This window comes from Streptomyces sp. NPDC055140 (genome assembly GCF_053607285.1).
In genome coordinates, this window is the sequence record NZ_JBSGTG010000007.1 from 279,901 (window position 1) to 295,947 (window position 16,047).

At 72.4% G+C, this 16,047-nt stretch carries 14 protein-coding genes and 1 pseudogene; 8 read left to right on the plus strand and 7 right to left on the minus strand.

Translation table 11 applies throughout. The features are described from left to right. Positions 1 to 27: 27 nt before the first annotated feature. The 3 genes from ACWFR4_RS16695 (at position 28) to ACWFR4_RS16705 (ending at position 2,000) form a co-directional block, all read left to right on the plus strand. Positions 28 to 927, plus strand: a complete 900-nt coding sequence (locus tag ACWFR4_RS16695) for a ribokinase (RefSeq protein WP_453461642.1) — start codon at positions 28 to 30, stop codon at positions 925 to 927. Beyond that, entirely contained in the window at positions 924 to 1,313 is a 390-nt protein-coding gene (gene rbsD, locus ACWFR4_RS16700) for a D-ribose pyranase (RefSeq protein WP_453461617.1), read from the plus strand. The genes ACWFR4_RS16695 and rbsD overlap by 4 nt, the downstream gene beginning before the upstream one ends. Before the next feature lie 222 nt (positions 1,314 to 1,535). Then, a complete protein-coding gene (locus ACWFR4_RS16705) occupies positions 1,536 to 2,000 on the plus strand; it encodes a DUF937 domain-containing protein (RefSeq protein ID WP_453653040.1) in 465 nt (154 codons plus the stop codon). Positions 2,001 to 2,044: 44 nt separating this feature from the next. Here the strand turns inward: ACWFR4_RS16705 and ACWFR4_RS16710 are convergent, their stop codons facing one another. Genes ACWFR4_RS16710 through ACWFR4_RS16720 form a run of 3 tightly spaced genes read right to left on the minus strand, consistent with a single transcriptional unit; the run spans position 2,045 to position 5,180 of the window. Further along, complete coding sequence (locus ACWFR4_RS16710) at positions 2,045 to 2,842, minus strand: sugar phosphate isomerase/epimerase family protein (RefSeq protein ID WP_453653081.1); 798 nt, start codon at positions 2,840 to 2,842, stop codon at positions 2,045 to 2,047. A 32-nt stretch (positions 2,843 to 2,874) separates the two neighbouring features. Then, positions 2,875 to 4,026, minus strand: a complete 1,152-nt coding sequence (locus tag ACWFR4_RS16715; RefSeq protein ID WP_453461622.1) for a dihydrodipicolinate synthase family protein — start codon at positions 4,024 to 4,026, stop codon at positions 2,875 to 2,877. Beyond that, positions 4,023 to 5,180: a Gfo/Idh/MocA family protein gene (locus ACWFR4_RS16720; RefSeq protein ID WP_453461625.1), complete on the minus strand. Its 1,158-nt coding sequence runs from the start codon at positions 5,178 to 5,180 to the stop codon at positions 4,023 to 4,025. The genes ACWFR4_RS16715 and ACWFR4_RS16720 overlap by 4 nt, the downstream gene beginning before the upstream one ends. A 166-nt stretch (positions 5,181 to 5,346) precedes the next feature. Here ACWFR4_RS16720 and ACWFR4_RS16725 point away from each other — a divergent pair, with 166 nt between their 5' ends. Further along, positions 5,347 to 6,396, plus strand: coding sequence for a LacI family DNA-binding transcriptional regulator (locus tag ACWFR4_RS16725; protein WP_453653042.1), 1,050 nt, complete (start codon positions 5,347 to 5,349; stop codon positions 6,394 to 6,396). A 303-nt stretch (positions 6,397 to 6,699) separates the two neighbouring features. Here ACWFR4_RS16725 and ACWFR4_RS16730 read toward each other — a convergent pair. Further along, positions 6,700 to 7,128: pseudogene (locus ACWFR4_RS16730) on the minus strand (alkaline phosphatase family protein); the annotation flags it as partial. Positions 7,129 to 7,509: 381 nt separating this feature from the next. On the opposite strand from ACWFR4_RS16730, the gene ACWFR4_RS16735 reads away from it, so the two are divergent. Next, on the plus strand, positions 7,510 to 8,310 hold the full coding sequence (locus ACWFR4_RS16735; RefSeq protein WP_453461629.1) for a sugar phosphate isomerase/epimerase family protein: 801 nt from the start codon (positions 7,510 to 7,512) through the stop codon (positions 8,308 to 8,310). Here the strand turns inward: ACWFR4_RS16735 and aroA are convergent. Next, the gene (aroA, locus tag ACWFR4_RS16740; RefSeq protein WP_453653044.1) at positions 8,294 to 9,550 is read right to left on the minus strand and encodes a 3-phosphoshikimate 1-carboxyvinyltransferase; all 1,257 of its coding nucleotides are present in this window, start codon (positions 9,548 to 9,550) and stop codon (positions 8,294 to 8,296) included. The genes ACWFR4_RS16735 and aroA overlap by 17 nt on opposite strands. Further along, positions 9,537 to 10,472 (minus strand): EamA family transporter, encoded by a 936-nt coding sequence (locus tag ACWFR4_RS16745; RefSeq protein WP_453461648.1) that lies wholly within the window; start codon positions 10,470 to 10,472, stop codon positions 9,537 to 9,539. Before ACWFR4_RS16745 ends, aroA begins: the two co-directional genes overlap by 14 nt. Positions 10,473 to 10,605: 133 nt before the next feature. Here ACWFR4_RS16745 and ACWFR4_RS16750 point away from each other — a divergent pair, with 133 nt between their 5' ends. The 3 genes from ACWFR4_RS16750 to ACWFR4_RS16760 all read left to right on the plus strand — a co-directional run bounded on the left by ACWFR4_RS16750 (position 10,606) and on the right by ACWFR4_RS16760 (position 14,479). Continuing rightward, entirely contained in the window at positions 10,606 to 11,547 is a 942-nt protein-coding gene (locus ACWFR4_RS16750) for a LysR family transcriptional regulator (protein ID WP_453653046.1), read from the plus strand. A gap of 334 nt (positions 11,548 to 11,881) precedes the next feature. Then, positions 11,882 to 13,735, plus strand: coding sequence for a glycoside hydrolase family 3 protein (locus ACWFR4_RS16755; protein WP_453653048.1), 1,854 nt, complete (start codon positions 11,882 to 11,884; stop codon positions 13,733 to 13,735). A gap of 111 nt (positions 13,736 to 13,846) precedes the next feature. Further along, positions 13,847 to 14,479: a hypothetical protein gene (locus ACWFR4_RS16760; protein ID WP_453653050.1), complete on the plus strand. Its 633-nt coding sequence runs from the start codon at positions 13,847 to 13,849 to the stop codon at positions 14,477 to 14,479. A gap of 75 nt (positions 14,480 to 14,554) precedes the next feature. On the opposite strand, the gene ACWFR4_RS16765 is transcribed toward ACWFR4_RS16760, so the two are convergent. Beyond that, positions 14,555 to 15,982, minus strand: coding sequence for a S28 family serine protease (locus tag ACWFR4_RS16765; RefSeq protein ID WP_453653052.1), 1,428 nt, complete (start codon positions 15,980 to 15,982; stop codon positions 14,555 to 14,557). Positions 15,983 to 16,047 lie beyond the last annotated feature (65 nt).

A 16,047-nucleotide genomic window follows, 5' to 3' on the forward strand; every position in this document is an offset into this window, starting at 1 on the left:
ATCCAGAACACGGAGAAAGTGACAGCGATGCACGACTACGACCTGTTGGTGGTGGGGTCGGCCAACGCCGACCTGGTGACCGTCGTCGAGCGCCGCCCGGGCGCCGGGGAGACCGTCCTCGGCTCGGACCTGGCCGTCCACCCGGGCGGCAAGGGCGCCAACCAGGCCGTCGCCGCCGCGCGCCTCGGGGCCCGGACGGCGCTGCTCGCGCGGGTCGGCGACGACGGCCACGGGCGGCTGCTGCTCGACTCGATGAAGTCGGCGGGCGTCGACCCGGTCGGCGTCCTCGTCGGCGGGGCGCCCACCGGGGTCGCCCTGATCACGGTGGACCCGTCCGGGGACAACAGCATCGTGGTGTCACCGGGTGCCAACGCCCGGCTCACCCCGCAGGACGTCAAGGCCGCAGGCAGCCTCTTCCACGCGTCGCAGGTGGTCTCGGCGCAGCTGGAGATCCCGCTCGACACGGTCGCCGAGGTCGTACGGGCCCTGGCGCCGGGCAGCCGGTTCGTCCTCAACCCGTCCCCGCCCGCTCCCCTGCCCGCCGAGGTCCTCGCTGCCTGCGACCCGCTCATCGTCAACGAGCACGAGGCGCGGGTCGTGCTCGGCGCGGACGTCACCGGCGAGCCCGAGGACTGGGCGCCGGCGCTGCTCGCCCTCGGGCCGCGCTCCGTCGTGATCACGCTGGGCGCCGAAGGCGCGGTGGTGGCCGACGGCACGGGAACGTGCCGCGTGCCGTCCGTCAAGGTCACGGCCGTGGACACGACCGGTGCGGGGGACGCCTTCACGGCGGCCCTGGCGTGGCGGCTCGGCGCGGGCGAGAGCCTCGCGGACGCGGCGGCCTTCGCGGCCCGCGTCGGCGCGGCGGCGGTCACGAGGGAGGGCGCCCAGGCGTCCTACCCGACGACCGCCGAGGTCGCGGCGCTGTGAGGAAGGCCGGAATACTCAACCGCCACCTGGCCGGCGCGCTCGCCGAGCTGGGCCATGGCGACGGCGTGCTCGTGTGCGACGCGGGCATGCCGATCCCGGCGGGGCCGCGAGTCGTGGACCTGGCGTTCCGGGCCGGTGTCCCGTCGTTCGCCGAGGTCCTCGACGGGCTCCTGGACGAACTGGTGGTGGAGGGCGGGACGGCCGCCGCGGAGATCCGGGCCGCGAACCCCGGGGCCGCGGGGCTGCTCGCGGAGCGGCTTCCCGCGCTCGCCTTCGTCCCGCACGAGGAGCTCAAGGAGCTCTCGCGGGGCGCTCGGCTCGTCGTCCGTACGGGAGAGGCGCGGCCGTACGCGAATGTGCTGCTGCGCTGCGGGGTCTTCTTCTAGTTCTGGGCAGGGCCTGCTTGTGGGCGTGCAAAAGGGGGCCCGGTCGGCGGACCGGACCCCCTGAAGCTTCCCCTCCCCATCAGAACCCCCGCGATCCCCCCCGGATCCCCCTCCAGAAGTCCTGATGCCACATACGACCCGCAAGTCGCGGAAAGGGTTGCACGGTCCGCCCGGAAACTTTTCGGGGTGCCGACGCAGTGGGGCAGACGTAGCGTTTCCGGCATGAGCGAAAACACCGGTTCTGCCGAACCCTCCCTGCAGAAGGACGTACTCGACGAGCTCGGCGACGACCGTCTCGGCGAGATCGCCGACCTGCTCGGTACGGACGCGGCGGGCGCTCAGGACGTCGTGGGCACCACCGTCTCCGAGCTCTCCGGAGGGCTCAGGGAGAAGGCGACGGCCGATCCCGCGCAGGCCGAGGAGGTCCGGCAGGCGCTCGCCGAGACACAGGAGCAGCAGCCGTTGCAGGGCGTGGCCACGTTCGGCGGGCTCGGCGGTCTGGCGGCCGGCGGGCTGATGTCCGGGATCCTCTCGAAGATGAGCCGCCCGGTCGCGAACGCCGTGGCGAAGAAGACAGGCCTGCCGCCCGCGACCGTCACGCGGGTCGTCGAACTCCTGATCCCGGTGCTGCTGACGGTCTTCACCAAGCGGGCCGCGGGCAGGAAGGCGGGCGGCGGCCCCCTGTAGCCGCCCCTCAGCCGCCGCCCCAGAGCCGGCCGCTGCCCGAGGGCTCAGCCGGCGTGCCGCACGAAGCGGTCCGCCGTCTCCGCGAGGACCTCGCGCCCGTCGCGTGCCCACAGCCCGTCGTTGAAGAGTTCCACCTCGATGGGCCCCGCGTACCCGGCGTCCTCGACGAGGCGGCGCCACGCGCGCATGTCGATCGCGCCGTCACCGATCTGCCCCCGTCCGTTGAGGACGCCCTCGGGCAACGGCGTGGTCCAGTCAGCCAGTTGGAAGGCGTGCAGCCGCCCACCCGCCCCGGCACGCGCGATCTGCGCGGGCGCCCGGTCGTCCCACCAGATGTGGTACGTGTCCACGCACACGCCGACCTGCTCGGCGGGGAAGCGCTCGGCCAGGTCGAGCGCCTGCGCCAGCGTCGACACGACGCAGCGGTCCGAGGCGTACATCGGGTGCAGCGGCTCGATGGCGAGCCGGACCCCACGCTCGGCGGCGTACGGGCCGAGCTCCGCGAGCGCGTCGGCGATCCGCTCCCGCGCGCCGTGCAGGTCCTTGCTGCCTTCGGGGAGGCCGCCGGAGACCAGGACGAGGGTGTCCGTGCCGAGGGCGGCGGCCTCGTCGACGGCCGTGCGGTTGTCTTCGAGGGCCCGCACGCGCGCGTGCGGGTCGATCGCCGTGAGGAAGCCGCCCCGGCACAGCGTGGTGACGGCGAGCCCCGCGTCCCGTACGAGCTTCGCCGCGGCCTCGACCCCGTACGTCTGCACGGGCTCGCGCCACAGGCCGACGCCCGGGACCTCCGACTCGGCGCAGGCCGCGACGAGTTCTTCGAGCCCGAGCTGCTTGACGGTCATCTGGTTGATGGAGAAGCGGTCGAGGGCGTGGCTCACTGGTCGACTCCGTACACGCTGAGCAGGGACTTCATCCGGGTCTCGGCAAGGGCTGGGTCCGGGAACAGGCCGAGGCCGTCGGCGAGTTCGTAGGCGCGCGCGAGGTGCGGGAGCGGGCGGGCCGACTGGAGGCCGCCGACCATCGTGAAGTGGGACTGGTGGCCCGCGAGCCAGGCGAGCAGGACGACGCCCGTCTTGTAGAAGCGGGTCGGCTTCTCGAAGAGGTGCCGGGACAACTCGACCGTCGGGTCGAGCAGTTCACGGAACTTGGCGGTGTCCCCCGTGTCGAGGACGCGCACCGCCTCGGCCGCGAGCGGGCCCAGCGGGTCGAAGATGCCGAGGAGCGCGTGGCTGAAGCCCTGCTCGTCGCCCGCGATCAGCTCGGGGTAGTTGTAGTCGTCCCCCGTGTAGCAGCGCACGCCCCGCGGGAGGCGGCGGCGCAGCTCGACCTCGCGCCGGGCGTCCAGGAGCGAGACCTTGATGCCGTCGACCTTGTCGGGGTGCGCGGCGATGACGTCGAGGAACGTCTCCGTGGCGGCGTCGAGGTCCGGTGAACCCCAGTAGCCGTCCAGGGCGGGGTCGAACATCGGGCCGAGCCAGTGCAGGATGACGGGCTCGGATGCCTGGCGCAGCAGATGCCCGTAGACGTCGAGGTAGTCCTCGGGTCCGGACGCCGCGGCCGCCAGTGCCCGCGAGGCCATGAGGATCGCCTGCGCGCCCGTCCCCTCCACGAGCGCGAGCTGTTCCTCGTAGGCCGCGCGGACCTCGGCGAGCGTGGCGGGCCCGGTCAATTGGTCGGTGCCCACCCCGCACGCGATGGCACCTCCGGCCGACCTGGCCTCGGCGGTCGAGCGCTTGATCAGCTCGGCCGCGCCCGCCCAGTCGAGGCCCATGCCGCGCTGGGCGGTGTCCATGGCCTCGGCGACGCCCAGGCCGTGCGCCCACAGATGACGGCGGAAGGCGAGCGTCGCGTCCCAGTCGACGGCGGCCACGTCGGGGCCGGCGTCGGCGAGCGGGTCGGCGACGACGTGCGCCGCCGAGAAGACGGTCCGCGAGACGAGCGGCGCGCCCGTGGTGAAGGAGGCCGGCTCGGCGCGCGGGGTGTGGTCGCGCAGCGAACCGCCGGGGCCGGGGAGTCGGATCGTCACAGCTCGATCTCCGGGACGTCCAGGCGGCGGCCCTCGGCCGACGACTTCAGGCCGAGCTCGGCGAGCTGCACCCCGCGGGCGCCGGCGAACAGGTCCCAGCGGTAGGGCGCGTCGGCGTACACGTGCTTGAGGAACAGCTCCCACTGCGCCTTGAAGCCGTTGTCGAACTCCTGGTTGTCGGGGACCTCCTGCCACTGGTCGCGGAAGGAGTACGTGGCCGGCAGGTCCGGGTTCCATACGGGCTTCGGGGTCGAAGCGCGGTGCTGGACGCGGCAGTTACGCAGCCCGGCGACGGCGGAGCCCTCGGTGCCGTCCACCTGGAACTCGACGAGCTCGTCCCGGTTGACCCGTACCGACCAGGAGGAGTTGATCTGTGCGACGGCGCCGCCGTCGAGCTCGAAGATGCCGTACGCCGAGTCGTCGGCCGTCGCGTCGTACGGCTTGCCGCCCTCGTCCCAGCGCTGCGGGATGTGCGTCGAGGCCAGCGCCTGCACGCTGGTCACGCGGCCGAACAGCTCGTGGAGCACGTACTCCCAGTGCGGGAACATGTCGACGACGATGCCGCCGCCGTCCTCCGACCGGTAGTTCCAGCTCGGCCGCTGTGCCTCCTGCCAGTCGCCCTCGAAGACCCAGTAGCCGAACTCGCCGCGCACGGACAGGATCCGCCCGAAGAAGCCGCTGTCGATGAGGCGCTTGAGCTTGAGCAGGCCCGGCAGGAACAGCTTGTCCTGGACGACGCCGTGCTTGATGCCCTTCGCCTTCGCCAGGCGGGCCAGTTCGAGCGCGCCGTCGAGGCTCGTCGCCGAGGGCTTCTCGGTGTAGAGGTGCTTTCCGGCGGCGATGGCCTTCTTGAGCGCCTCCTCGCGGGCGGACGTGACCTGCGCGTCGAAGTAGATGTCGATCGTGTCGTCGGCGAGGACGGCGTCGAGGTCGGTGGAGACGTTCGCCGGGTCGAGGCCGTGCTGCTCGGCGAGCGCCAGCAGCGCGTGCTCGCGGCGGCCGACGAGCACCGGCTCCGGCCACAGCACCGTGCCGTCGCCCAGGTCGAGGCCGCCCTGTTCGCGCAGGGCGAGGAGCGAGCGGACGAGGTGCTGGCGGTAGCCCATGCGCCCCGTCACCCCGTTCATGGCGATGCGCACCGTCTTGCGTGTCACGAGAGTCCCTTCGTACAGACGCCGATGAAGAACACGCTCGTCGTAGCAAGCGCTTTCTACACGTGAAGAAGCTAGCCTCTGCACAGCCGGTCGGACAAGACCGGGGGCTGATGAAACGGGATGCGAGGCCGGACGGGGGACCGGACGGCGACCGGAGGATGATGCGATGACCGTGACCCTGGCGGACGTGGCGGCCCGCGCCCAGGTCTCCCCCGCCACCGTGTCCCGCGTACTGAACGGCAACTACCCCGTGGCCGCGGCCACGCGCGAGCGGGTGCTGCGCGCGGTGGACGACCTCGACTACGTGCTGAACGGGCCGGCCAGCGCCCTGGCCGCCGCCACCTCCGACCTGGTCGGCATCCTCGTGAACGACATCGCCGACCCGTTCTTCGGGATCATGGCCGGGGCCGTGCAGTCCGAGATCGTGGGGCCCGGCGGACGCGCGGGCGGCGAGCGGCTCGCGGTCGTGTGCAACACCGGCGGGTCGCCCGAGCGCGAACTCACCTATCTGACACTCCTCCAGCGCCAGCGGGCGGCGGCCGTCGTCCTCACGGGCGGCGCCGTCGAGGACGCCGAGCACGCCAAGGCGATCTCCGGGAAGCTGCGGCGTCTCGCGGACGCCGGGACCCGGGTCGTCCTGTGCGGGCGGCCGCCCGTGCCGGACGCGGACGCGGTGGCGCTCGCCTTCGACAACCGCGGCGGCGGCAAGGCCCTCACGGACCACCTGCTCGACCTCGGCCACCGCAGGATCGGCTACATCGCGGGCCCCGAGGAACGGACGACGACCCGCCACCGCCTCGAAGGGCACCGCGCGGCGCTGGCGGCGCGGGGCGTGCCCGACGACGCCGGGTGGACCGTGCACGGCCCGTACGACCGGCGGTCCGGATACGAGGCGACGGTCGAACTCCTGCGCCGCGAGCCGTCGTTGACGGCCGTGGTCGCCGCGAACGACACGGTGGCGCTCGGCGCGTGCGCCGCGTTGCGAGAGGCGGGCCTGAGTATTCCGGGGGACGTGTCGGTGGCCGGCTTCGACGACCTGCCGTTCAGCGTGGACGCGGTACCGGCTCTCACGACGGTCCGGCTGCCGCTGGCGGAGGCGGGGGCCCGCGCGGGCCGCATCGCGATGGGCCGCGAGGCGGCTCCTGCCGGAGGGATGGCGGTCGTGCAGGGCGAGTTGATGGTGCGGGGGTCGACCGGAGTGCCGTCCAAGGCGTGAGCCTCGGGCGGGCGGGTGAGCAGGGCGCCGCGCTCGGCTGCGGGCCGGTGAACGAGGCGCCACCCTCGGGGCAGGGGCCGGCGAACGAGGCGCCACCCTCGGGCGTGGCCGACTGAACCAGGCGCCGCCTCGGGCGCGGGCGGGTGAGTGAGGCTCCGCCTCAGGTGCGGGCGGGTGAGGCTCCGCCTCAGGTGCGGGCGGGTGAGGCTCCGCCTCAGGTGCGGGCGGGTGAGGCTCCGCCTCAGGTGCGGGCGGGTGAGCGCCGTCCGCGTCCGCTCACCCGCCCGAAACCTGCGCCGACGGTCACACCTGGGGGCGGCGGCCCCTCTCCTGGTGCGGGAAGTGCTGGTCCGCCCCCGGGAGCGTCGGCTTCGGGAGCGTGGCCACCTCCTGCTTCGCCTTCTCCAGCTGCTCCGCCGTGTCGTCGGGCAGGCGCGGGGCGTGCGGCCTGCCGCGGGAGAACCGGAACGCCGACGTCAGGTCGCCGAACGTGGCACGGCGCCAGTCGGTGATGTTGGGCTCCTCGACACCGGTGAACCGCTCCAGGAACTGCAGGGCCGAGGTGTGGTCGAAGGTCTCGCTCGCGACCCAGCCGCCCACCGTCCAAGGCGACACGATGATGGCGGGCACCCGGAACCCGGCGCCGATCGGCAGCCCCTGGACGTACTCGCCCTTCGTCCCGGCGGGCGCCGTCGGCGGCGGCACGTGGTCGAAGAGGCCGTCGTTCTCGTCGCGACGGGTGAACTCGGGCATGGGGATCCCTTCATGCGACGGACGACCATGAACTCCCGTGTACAAATGGATGGTTGGGGCCCTGGTTCGTCCACGGGCGTGCGGGGGCACGTGCGTTTCGGTGAGCCACTGTCCAGGGCCGAGGTGAGGCACACCCGGGGCGGGCGATGAATACGTGGCCAACGCACGGAATCGGCTTGGCCAAGCCGTGACCCGCATGGCCGGGACGTTGCAGAAGCTTGGAGCGGGGAAGGGATTGCGGCGGGCGCGGCCGGGTGTCGCCCCGTCACCGGGGCGTGTCGCGCGACCCCTTCACCCGGCCGCCGCACCCGCGCCCGGCGCGCCCTTGACCCCTGCCCGGGGCCCGGTAGCGTCCCCGCCATGAAACTGGCCTTCTCCACGCTCGGGGTTCCCGGGCTTCCCCTCGCCGATGTCGTCCGGCTCGCCGGCGATCACGGGTATCACGGTGTCGAGCTGCGCGCCCACCCCGAGGAACCCGTACACCCGGGGCTCGGACTCACCGAACGGGCCGACGCCGCCGCCGAGTTCAAGGCCTCCGGGGTCGAGATCCTCGGGCTCGCCGGGTACGCGCGGGTGGCCGCCCCCGGCGAGGACGAACCCGTGATCGCGGAGATCAGGTCACTCCTCGAACTCGCCCGCGACGTCGGAGCGCCCTACGTACGCGTCTTCCCGGGCGGCGGAACGGAGCAGAGCCCCGCCGAGGCTGACGCCACGGCCGCCCGGCGCCTGGGCACCGCCGCCGAGTACGCCGCGGACCTCGGCGTCCGCATCCTCCTGGAGACGCACGACTCGCACCGCACCGGAGCCGACGCGACGCGCGTGCTCGGCCCGGTCGGACACCGGCAGGTCGGCGCCCTGTGGGACGTCATGCACACGTGGCTCGGCGGCGAGCAGCCCGTTCAGTCGTACGCGGCGCTGTCCCCGCACCTGGGCTACGTACAGGTGAAGGACATCGCGAGCGCCGACGACACGACGCCGCTCGCGCTGGGCGCGGGCGTGCTGCCGCTCACCGAGGTCGTGGACGTCCTGTGCCGCGAGGGCTGGGACGGGTGGCTGTGCTGGGAGTACGAGAAGCGCTGGTACCCGGACGCCGCCCCGCTGCCCGGGCTTCTGACCGCCGGGCGTGAGCATCTCGCCCGGCTGCTCAACGAATCGGCGTAGACGGCTGTCCGAACACCTTCGCGAACGCCTCGTGGAAGTCGGGGAACGTCTTCCGCACGCACCCCGGGTCGTCGAACGCGACGCCGCCCGGGATCCGAAGGCCCGTCACCGCGAAGGACATCGCGATGCGGTGATCCCCGTACGTGGTGATCTCTGCCGGGGCCGGGGTGCCCGGCTGGATCTCGATCCAGTCGGGTCCCGTCGCCACCGTCACCCCGAGCGCGCGCAGGTTCTGCGCGCAGGCTTCCAGGCGGTCACACTCCTTGACGCGGGTGTTGTGGACGTCCTCGATGCGGACCGGACCGCTCGCGTACGGCGCGATCGCGGCGAGGGTCGGCATCGTGTCGGAGATGTCCCGCATGTTGACCGTGATGCCGGACAGGCCGTCGGGGCCGGGGGCGGTGACCGTGGTGCGGTCCGCCGTCGTCGTCACCCCGGCGCCCATGCGCCGCAGTACGTCGACGAACCCCAGGTCGCCCTGGAGTGCGTCCTTCCCGAGCCCTTCGACGGTTACCTCGCCGCCGGTGACGGCCGCCGCCGCGAAGAAGTAACTCGCGGTCGAGGCGTCGGGTTCGATCGCGTAGGTGGTGGCACGGTAGCCGCCGGGCGCGACCGTGAACACACCGCCGTCGCGGCTGACTTCCGCCCCGAAGCTGCGCATCATCGCGAGGGTGATCCCGATGTACGGCGCCGAGACCAGGTCGGTGACGGTGATGCGCAGGCCGGTCTCGGTCAGCGGGCCGAGCAGCAGGAGCGCGGTGAGGTACTGGGACGACTGGCCCGCGTCCAGGGTCACGTCGCCGCCCTGAACCCCGCCCGCCGTGACCGTGAGCGGATGATGCCCCTCGGCCTCCTCGTGGCGGAGGTCCACGCCCAGGTCGCGCAGGGCCCTGGTGAGCGGCGCGAGGGGGCGGCGGCGCATCTGGGGCGAGGCGTCGAAGCGGTACGTGCCGTGCGTGGCTGCCGCCGCGAGCGTGGGCAGGAAGCGGGCGGTGGTCGCGCCGTCGCGGCAGTACACGTCGGCGTCGGTGGTGGCGGGGCCCGTCGGGCGGCCCTCGATGTGCCAGGCGTCCGGGCCGCGTTCGACGCCGTAGCCGAGCCGGAGCAGTCCTTCGGCGAAGCCCTCGGTGTCGTCGGAGCTGAGGGGGCGCACGAGGGTGGTGGTGCCCTGCGCGGCCGCGGCGAGGAACAGGGCCCTCGCCGTCACGGACTTGGAACCGGGGATCTCAACGACTGGCATGCGCTTCATGGTCCTCGACGGGCAGCGCGGGCGCCGGAGTGTCCACACGCTGGACGGCCCGGTTCCGGGGAGCGGGCGCCAGCGATGCGAGGGCTACACCGCCGACGAGCAGCGCGGCGGCGCACCAGCGCAGAGGGCTGACGCTCTCGCCGAGGAAGAGCGCGGCGGACGACATCCCGAACACCGGGACGAGCAGCGTGAACGGGGCGACCGACGAGGCGGGGTGGCTGCGCAGCAGGAAGCTCCAGGCGCCGAAGCCGAAGAGCGTGGTGACCCAGGCGACGAACGCGATGATGCCGGCGCCGGTCCGGTCGAGCGACGCGAGCGCCTGTGTGTCGCGGTCCCAGCCCTCGAAGGTGAGGGAGAGGGCGAGCAGCGGCAGGACGGGGACGGCCGACGTCCACACCATGAAGGTGAAGGGTGCGGACGGCGCCGCCTTGCGGGTGAGGACGTTCGAAACGCCCCAGCCGACGGCGGCCACGACGACGAGGGTGAAGCCGAGCAGGGGGCCGCTCGCGCCCTCGTCGGCGGCGGCGACGCCGATCCCGGCGAGCGCGACGACCATGCCGGCCAGGCGGATGCGGCCGGGCCGTTCGCCGAGCGCGACGAAGGCGAACAGTGCGGTGAACACGGCCTGGATCTGCAGGACGAGGGAGGAGAGCCCGGCGGGCATCCCCTGGTTCATGCCGACGAAGAGCAGGCCGAACTTCATGACGCCGAGGGCCAGTCCGACACCGACCACCCACTTCCACGCCACCTTGGGCCGCCCCACGAAGAACACGGCGGGCAGCGCCGCGACGAGGAAGCGCAGGGCCGAGAAGAGCAACGGCGGGAAGTGGTCGAGGCCGACCTCGATGACGACGAAGTTGACGCCCCAGATGGCGGTGACGAGGACGGCGAGCGCGATGTGGGACGGGCGCATGGGGAGCGTAGGAGCCATGCGTCGAGGATCACCGGGCACAACCATGTAGCACCAGCGCGAATGTCTGCATGGTTGAATTCAGTAACGCTAATGAATGCCCCAGACTCCGCCCCAGACCCACCGGGAGGCCGGCATGCTCGATCTCCAGCGGCTGCGCGCGCTGCACGCCGTCTCCGTGCACGGCACGGTCGGGGCCGCCGCGGCGGCGCTCGGCTACACGCCGTCCGCGGTCTCGCAGCAGATCTCCAAGCTGGAGCGGGAGACGCGGACCGTGCTTCTCGAACGGCACGGGCGGGGCGTCCGCCTCACCGACGAGGCCCTCGAACTCGCCCGTACCGCACAGGACTTGATGGTCATCGTCGAGCGTGCCGAGACCGATCTGGAGGAGCGGCGCGGACTCCCGGCCGGGCGGCTGACGATCGCCGCGTTCGCCTCGGCGGCGCGCGGCCTGCTGCCGTCCGTCCTCGCGGATCTCGCCGTACGGCATCCCGCGCTGGATGCCCGGCTCACGGAGGTCGACCCGCATCTGTCGGTCGATCTGGTCGCCAAGGGGGCCGTCGACCTGGCCGTCGCCCACGACTGGGACATCGCGCCGCTGCCGGCCCCCGCCGGCGTGGAGCAGGCCGCCATCGGGGACGACCTGTGCGACCTGCTCGTGCCGGCCGGGCATCCGCTCGCGGGACGTGACACGGTGCGCCGAGAGGAGCTCGGCGGCGAGCGGTGGGTGTCACAGCCGCCGGGGCGGGTGTGCCACGACTGGCTGGTGCGGACGCTGCGGGCGGCGGGCTTCGAGCCCGACATCAGGCACCAGGCCGAGGAGAACCCGACGCTGACCGCGCTCGTCGCGGCCGGGCTCGGCGTCGCGCTGATCCCCCGGCTCGGCCGCGGCCCGCTGCCGGACGGCGTCGTCGCCGTGCCGCTGGACCCCATGCCCGTACGGCACTTGTACGCGCTGTGGCGGACAGGGGCGTCGCGCAGGCCGGCCATCGCGGAGGCGGTACGGACGCTGCGGGAGCGATGGGGCGAGGTCACCCGGGAGCCGGATCGGGCGGATCAGGCGGACCAGGCCCGCTGACCGGCGCTCAGGAGCGATGCCGCTCCCCTGGTTTCACCGGCGCACCACTTTCCGGCAATCCTCGGAAAGCGGGGAACCCGCCCGCGTACCGCTCCGTCAGAACGGCATGCTGCCGGAGAGTCTCCGCAGAGCGGTGTCGGCCTCGCTGCTGGCTGCGAATGCTGACCACCCTCTCCGCCGCCTGCGGCCGGCAGCACGCCGTCACCGGCGCGCCCCCCTCCCTTTGCGCCGGTGACGGCCCTTCCTCCGACCCTTCTGCCGCCCCGGCTGCGCGCACCCTTGACTGGCAGAAACTTTCCGGATAATCGTGACCCTCGGAAGTTTCTTTCAGGGTATGGATCACCAGTTCTCCTCCGGAAGGAGTGCGCAAGTGCACCACAGCCTGTCCAGACGCACCCTGCTCGCCGCCGCCACCGCGGGCGCCGCCGCGGTCACCCTGTCCGGCGTCCCGGCCCAGGCCGACGACGCGTCACGCAAGGGCAAGGACGCGCGACTCAAGCAGCTCATCTCCCGGATGAGCCTCGAGGAGAAGGTCGGCCAGCTCTTCGTGATGCGGGTCTACGGCCACTCCGCCACCGACCCCGACCAGGCCGACATCGACGCCAACCTCGCCGAGATCGGCGTCCGTACCGCGGCCGAACTGATCGACAAGTACAAGCTCGGCGGCATCATCTACTTCACCTGGGCGCACAACACCCGCGACCCGCACCAGATCGCCGACCTCTCGAACGGGATCCAGCGCGCGGGTCTCTCCCAGCCGAGCCGTATCCCGCTGCTCATCTCCACCGACCAGGAACACGGCATCGTCTGCCGCGTCGGCGAGCCCGCGACGCTCTTCCCGGGCGCCATGGCCATCGGCGCGGGCGGCTCCCGCTCCGACGCCCGCACCCTGGGCCGGATCGCCGGCGCCGAACTGCGCGCGGTCGGCATCCGCCAGAACTACGCGCCCGACGCCGACGTGAACATCAACCCGGCCAACCCGGTCATCGGCGTGCGCTCCTTCGGCGCCGATCCCGAGGCCGTCGCGGGCCTGGTCGCCTCCGAGGTCAAGGGCTACCAAAGCTCGGACATCGCCTCCACGGCCAAGCACTTCCCCGGCCACGGCGACACCGCCACCGACAGCCACTTCGGCTTCCCGATCATCACGCACACGCGCGAGCAGTGGCAGGAGATCGACGCGCCGCCGTTCAAGGCCGCGATCGCCGCGGGCATCGACTCGATCATGACCGCGCACATCATGGTCCCCGACCTCGACGGCTCGGGCGACCCGGCGACGCTCTCGCACCCGATCATGACGGGCATCCTGCGCCAGGAACTCGGCTTCGAGGGCCTCATCGTCACCGACTCCCTCGGCATGCAGGGCGTACGCGACAAGTACGGCGACGACCGCGTGCCGGTGCTCGCCCTGAAGGCGGGCGTGGACCAGCTCCTCAACCCGCCCTCCCTGGAGGTGTCCTGGAACGCCGTCCTCGGCGCCGTGAAGAACGGCGAGCTGACGGAGGAGCGCCTCGACGAGTCGATCCTGCGCGTCCTGCGCCTCAAGGAGAAGCTGGGCCTGTTCGACGAGCCGTACGTCACCGGCCGCGGCGTCGACAAGACCGTCGGCACCCGCGACCACCTGGCCGCCGCCGACCGCATCGCCGAGGCCACCACGACGCTCCTGCTCAACAAGAACGGGCTGCTCCCGCTGTCGCGGCGCACCCACAGGAACATCCTGGTGGTCGGCGCCGACCCGGCCTCCCCCTCCGGCACGACGGGCCCGCCGACGACGACACTCGGCCAGGCCCTGACCGAACTCGGCTTCACCGCCACGGTGTTGTCGACCGGGACGGCGCCGAACCAGGCGAAGATCGCCGAGGCGGTCGCCGCCGCTCAGGGCAAGGACGCCGTCCTGGTCGGCACGTACAACGTCACGGCGGGCAGCGCTCAGCAGCGGCTCGTGAACGCCCTGGCCGCCACCGGCGTCCCGGTCGTCGCCGTCGCGATCCGCAACCCGTACGACATCGCGCAGGTGCCCGGCGTCGGGGCCTCGCTCGCCTCGTACTCGTGGACCGACGTCGAACTGCGGGCCGCGGTCCGGGTGATCGCCGGCCGGGCCAGGCCGCGGGGCAAGCTGCCCGTGCCGGTGCAGCGGGCCGACGATCCGGCGCAGGTGCTGTACCCGATCGGCTACGGGTTGTCGTACTAGACGTACGCCGCACACCCGGCGCACTACCCCCAACTGGCCCAAACCACCCTGCACGCCTGGCGTGCGCCCGCCCCGGCGGGTCACGCTGGGGTGTGTATCGGGGGGATTGCCATGCTTGCGTGGAACAGGGCGCGGTGGGTGGGGGCGGTGTGCGCGGCGTTGCTCGCCATGACGCTCGCGGCGTGTCAGGGGTCGCCGGATACGGGGTCCGGCGGTCCTTCGCCGGGGGCCAGCCGGTCGCCGTCGGGGTACGGGGCGGTGTTCCTCGCCGTGGACGAGTGCAGCTCGCGGGGGCGCGACACGTTCACCGAGGTGCCGTGCAGGAGCGAGCGGGCGGTGGCGCGGGTCACCGCGCGCTACGACGGAAAGGTGGCGGACGGGCCGACGTGCCCGGCCCGCACCGACTTCGTCCTGCACATCAGCGAGGACCGGCCCTCGCTCGTCGGGAGTGACGGAACCGCCGCCGGGGAGATCCCGCAGGGCTACGCCTGCATGCGCAACCTGGAGCCGCCGCACCCCGGGGATCCGGGGGGCGGCGGCGGGCCCCGCACGATCGTCGGGGACTGCGTGTACTCGGCGGGCCGCGGCCAGGTCCGCGAGACCGCCTGCGACGGCTCCGGCAAGGAGAAACCCCAGTACCGGGTGGCCGCCGCGGCGGTCGACCGCGCCAAGTGCCCTGCGCTCACGGCGTTGTACGTGACGCTGGGCGGGTCCGAACCGGTGGGATGCGCGGTCCGGGTGTAGTTCCGGCGGGTGAGGGTCTTTCGTTCGGATCGGGCACCAGACCCCGCGAGCCCAGCCCGATCCGAACGAGAGGCCCTACGGCCGCAGGGTCAGCTCGCGCTGGACGTCACGCTTGTCGAGCCGGGCGTCGTACGGGGCCAGCGGCTTGGCGGCCTGCGCGGCGGGGGCGGAGACCCCGGCCCACTTCAGGATCCGCTCCGTGGCGAACGTCTTGTCGTCGGCGTTCAGACCGGCGACGTTCGCCCCGTGGTTGGCGCCGGGGGCGGTGAGCACGTACGAGTCCGTCGAGCCCTTGCCGGGGCGGAACCGCTCGGCGCCCCACGGGTCGTTGGAGCCGTAGACGTACAGCATCCGCGTCGCGTGGTGGCGCACCCAGGAGTCCACGTCGCGCATCGCCGACGGCTGGAACTTCATCGGGATGGAGCGCGGCACGAAGTTGCGCGGCGGCTGGTAGCCGTAGCGCGACATGTTGCCCAGCCAGGGCTGCTTGATGTCGGGGGAGCCGAGCTGCGTACCCGCCTGGTAGTAGTACGGCGTGTACGTGGCGAGGCTCTGGTCCGCGTACGAGGACCAGCCGCCGACCGCGTCGACGTAGTCGAAGAGCGCCTGGTCCGTGACCGTCGCGGCGTCGGGCACCTCGGCGCACGCCGTCTGCGACGGCTGGTACTGCCAGAAGCCCCACACCAGGTCGAGGACAGTGGCCTCGTACGCCTTGTCCAGCGAACCGACCGTGTCCAGCGTGTAGTTGTTGGCCTTCAGGTACTCCGCGTACTTCTTCTCCAGGGCGTCGCGGCGCACCAGCGTCTCGCGCTGCACGTTCTGCAGCGCCACGCGGCAGTCCTTCGGGCCGACCGTCTTGAAGAAGTCGTCGTACGCCGAGTCCTCCTTGTTCACGACGTCGTTCGGCGCGACGTACGCGACGACGCCGTCCATGTCGCGCGGGTAGAAGCGCTCGTAGTACGTGGCCGTCATGCCGCCCTTGGAACCGCCGGTGGTCAGCCAGTTCTTGCCGTAGATCGGCTTGAGGGCCTGGTAGATGCCGTGCTGGTCACTGGCCGCCTGCCAGATGTCGAGCTTGGACCAGTCGGCCGGGGCGGGCCTGGACGGGGTGAAGTAGCGGTACTCCACGGAGATCTGGTTGCCGTCGACGATGCGGGTCGGCTCGCTGCGGCTGGGCGTCGTGGACACGTTGTAGCCGCTGGTGAACATGACCGTCGGGCGGCTGACGTCCTTGTGCAGCACGGTGATGCGCTGCTGGAACGTGCCCTTGGACGGGTGCCGGTGGTCGACCGGCTGGGTGTAGTTGAGGACGAAGTAGCGGTAGCCGGTGTAGGGCTTCTCCTCCACCAGGCTCATGCCGGGTATGGCGAGGAGCCGGTCCTTGATATCGGTACTGGTGTCGGCGGCCGCCGGCCGGGCCTGAGCGGCGGTGGCCGCCGTGGCCGTACTCACGGTGCCTATCAGCACCACGAGCGCCAGCAACCATCTCAGCGCATTGCGCATGCATACTCCCCTGTAGAACACAGATGCGCACCGGAACCTAGCGGAGGAACATCTGTTCTGTCAGG